The sequence below is a fragment of the Sandarakinorhabdus rubra genome (genome assembly GCF_010994245.1).
GTDB lineage: Bacteria > Pseudomonadota > Alphaproteobacteria > Sphingomonadales > Sphingomonadaceae > Sandarakinorhabdus > Sandarakinorhabdus rubra.
Window position 1 is genome coordinate 1 of the sequence record NZ_WMHO01000250.1, and the last position, 3389, is coordinate 3389.

The 3389-nt window shown below is 69.5% G+C and carries 5 protein-coding genes; 4 read left to right on the forward strand and 1 reads right to left on the reverse strand.

The window, feature by feature from the left end:
- The coding region (locus tag GJV64_RS12730; RefSeq protein WP_164157668.1) for a TonB-dependent receptor at window positions 1-994 on the forward strand (994 nt) is incomplete at its 5' end.
- A 22-nt stretch (window positions 995-1016) separates the two neighbouring features.
- Here the strand turns inward: GJV64_RS12730 and GJV64_RS12735 are convergent.
- Complete coding sequence (locus tag GJV64_RS12735) at window positions 1017-1310, reverse strand: EthD family reductase (protein ID WP_164157670.1); 294 nt, start codon at window positions 1308-1310, stop codon at window positions 1017-1019.
- A gap of 158 nt (window positions 1311-1468) precedes the next feature.
- Between GJV64_RS12735 and GJV64_RS12740 the strand changes: the two genes are divergently transcribed.
- From GJV64_RS12740 to GJV64_RS12750, 3 genes are all read left to right on the forward strand, one after another.
- Window positions 1469-1999, forward strand: coding sequence for a cytochrome b (locus GJV64_RS12740; protein ID WP_164157672.1), 531 nt, complete (start codon window positions 1469-1471; stop codon window positions 1997-1999).
- Between the two features lie 60 nt (window positions 2000-2059).
- Window positions 2060-2746, forward strand: a complete 687-nt coding sequence (gene ung / locus GJV64_RS12745) for a uracil-DNA glycosylase (protein WP_164157674.1) — start codon at window positions 2060-2062, stop codon at window positions 2744-2746.
- Between the two features lie 29 nt (window positions 2747-2775).
- The coding region (locus tag GJV64_RS12750) for an alpha/beta hydrolase family protein (RefSeq protein ID WP_235927744.1) at window positions 2776-3389 on the forward strand (614 nt) is incomplete at its 3' end.

The following is a 3389-nucleotide window of genomic DNA, read 5'->3' on the forward strand; positions in this document are numbered from 1 at the left end:
GGGCGCGCCAACCCGCCTGCGTGAGGCCGGCGGCCGCACCGGCACCACCGGCCTGTTCGTGGACGGCAGCGTCGAGGCCGGCCGCCTCACCGCCACGCTGTCGGGCCGCATCGACTGGTGGCAGATCGAGAATGGCCGCCTGCTGGAAACCACCATCGCCACCGGCGCGCCCTTCACCACGCTGCGCTTTGATGATCGCTCTGGCCAGGAGTTCACCGGCCGGGCCGGCCTCGCCCTGCGCGCCGCTGACTGGCTGACGCTGCGCACCGCGGCCTATCGCGGCTGGCGGCTGCCGACCCTCAATGAACTCTATCGCCCGTTCCGCGTTGGCCCCGATGCCACGGCGGCCAATGCCCTGCTCCGCCCGGAGCGGGTCAGCGGGGTGGATGCCGGCTTCAGCCTGACACCCGCCAGCGGCGTTGCCATCGGCGTCACCGGCTTCTGGAACCGCATGACCGACACGATCGCCAATGTCACCGTCGCCGCCGGGCCGGGCAGCTTCCCCGGCGTCGGCTTCGTGGCGGCCGGCGGCTTCTATCGCCAGCGCCAGAATCTCGACGCGCTGAGCGTTTGGGGCGTGGAGGTGGATGCCAGCGTGCAGCAAGGCCCGTTCACGCTGCACGCCTCCTTCTCGCATGTCGATCCCACGATCAGCGCCAGTGGCAGTGCCGCCCCGCTGAATGGCCTGCGCCCGGCGCAGACGCCGCGCACCAGCGCTTCGGCCGGCATCGATTATGCCAGCCGGCTCTTCACCGCGTCGGCCACCGTGCGTCACATCGCCAGCCAGTTCGAAGATGATCAGAACAGCCGCAGCCTGGCCGCGGCCACCATGGTGGACGCGCTGCTGGTGGTGCCCGTGACCAAGGGCATCGCGCTGGAAGGCCGGGTCGAAAACCTGTTCGACGAAGAAGTGCAGGCCGCCCTGTCAGGCGCCGGCGTGGTCGAGCGCGCCCTGCCCCGCACCGTCTGGGTGGGGGCCAGGGTCAACTTCTGAGGCGTCCAGCCGCGTGGCCGCCTCAGGCCATCGCGGTCGCCGTCGGCTGGATATTGGTGAACTTGGCGACATCGGCCATCACCTCGCCGGCGCCGGGCGCTGCCATCGCCGCACCAATGGCGGCCGGGTCGCGGAAGTGCAGGATGCCCACGCAGACGAAGGCGGCATCGGGCGCCAGCGGGAACAGCGCCTCGCTGCCGGTCATGCCGGCCGGGCCGAAATGCTTCTGCGCCAGCGGCAGATGCACCTTCACATAATAGTCCCGGTCAAACGTCGCGCCCGGCTGCGCCGGATAGGTGACCACCAGTTTTGCCATGTCCCGTCCTCCTGTTTGGCGAGCAGCATAGCAGCGCGGCCAGCGCCGCCCCCCTCCCGCATCCGCGAGGCCGCCCGCCCACCCTCACAATTGGGGGAAAGCCCCTATCGACGGCACGCCGGCCGGCTGCCTAGGGTCTGGCCAGGGAGCATTGCCGCATGAGCCGATACAGCAAGGTCGCCATCATCCTGCACTGGCTGATGGCCGTGATGATCATCGGCAATCTCGCCGGGGGCTTCCTGCACGATTTCGTGCCGCGCGAAGGCGGCCAGCGCGCCTTCGTGATGGGCCTGCATGCCAGCTTCGGGCTGACGCTGATCGCGCTGACCCTGGTGCGGCTGGGCTGGCGGCTGGCCAATCCGCCGCCGCCACTGCCGGCCTATTTCACGCCGGGCGAACGGCTGCTGGCCAAGGCCGCGCACTGGGCCTTCTATGCTGCGATGCTGGCACTGCCGCTGTCGGGCTGGCTGATGGCCGAACGCAACGATCGCCCGCTGCAATATTTCTTCGCGATGGACGTGCCCAAGGCCGGCATCGGCAAGCCGCTGGCCGAGACCTTCAACGAAGTGCACGAACTGCTCGGCTGGGCGATGCTGGCGCTGCTCGTGCTGCACATCATCGGCATCATCAAACACAAGCTGATGGACCGGGACAATCTGCTGCCGCGCATGGGCATCGGCCGCGCTTGACGCGGCCCAACGCTGCTGCGCGCGCTTGACGGCCGCAGGCCGGCCCGGCCACACAGCGCCATGGCCGACACGGTAAGACTGCACGACAGCTGGCGCGTCCCGCTGGCCGAGGCGTTCGCCTCGCCCACAATGGCGGCGCTGAAATCCTTCCTGCTGGCCGAGAAGGCCGCCGGCAAGGCGATCTTCCCCAAGGGCAGTGAGTGGTTCCGCGCGCTCGACCTCACGCCGCTCGATCGGGTGCGCGTGGTGATCCTCGGGCAGGACCCCTATCACGGCCCCGGCCAGGCGCACGGGTTGGCGTTCAGTGTAAGGCCCGGCGTTCGGGTGCCGCCCAGCCTTCAGAACATCTACAAGGAGTTGCAGGCCGATCTCGGCATACCGCCGGCCCGGCATGGCTTTCTGGAGCACTGGGCACAGCAAGGCGTGCTGCTCTTGAATGCCAGCCTCACGGTCGAGCAGGGGCTGGCCGGCAGCCACCAGGGCCGCGGCTGGGAGATGTTCACCGATGCGGTCATCCGGCTGGTAGCAGCGCGGGAGCGACCTTGCGCCTTCCTGCTGTGGGGCAGCCACGCCCAGAAGAAGGCGGGCTTTGTCGATGGTGCGCGTCACCTCGTGCTGAAGGCGCCGCACCCTTCGCCACTGTCGGCGCACAATGGCTTCTTCGGCTGCCGGCACTTCAGCCGCACCAATGCCTGGCTGGACAGCCAAGGCCTGCCCCCCATCGACTGGGCGCTGCCACCGGTCTAGGTTGCAGCGGCTCAACCACGGAACCGAAGATGCGCCATCTTGCCCTTGCCCTGCTGCTGTTGGCAGCGCCCGCCAGCGGCAACCCGCTGTTCAGCGATCCGCCCACCAGCGTGTCGCCACGCGCCCGCATGGAGGTGCTGCACATCCCCTCGGGCGGAGTGGAGATCAACGGCGTCGCCTACACCGCCGCCGGGCCGGGGCCGCACCCCACCATCGTCATCTGCCATGGCTGGCCGGGCAACGAGAAGAATCTCGATCTGGCCCAGGCGCTGCGCCGGGCCGGCTGGAACGCCATCACCTTCAATTATCGCGGCAGCTGGGGCAGCCCCGGCAATTTTCGCTTCGCCCAGAACCCCGACGACGCGCGGGCCGTGTTGGCTCATCTGCGCCGGCCTGACGTGGCAGCGAAGCTCGGCATCGACACCAGCCGCATCGTGCTGGCCGGGCACAGCATGGGCGGCTGGGTGACAGCGCTGGTGGCAGCAGAAGATCAGGGCCTCGCTGGCGCCATCCTGATCTCGGCCGCCAACATGGGCGCCGCCGCCCGCCGCCCGCGCGACCAGCTGGTGGCGCAGGCAGCCGGCAATGCCGAGGCGCTGGCCGGCACCTCGCCCGCGATGATGGCCGATGAACTGGCCGGCAA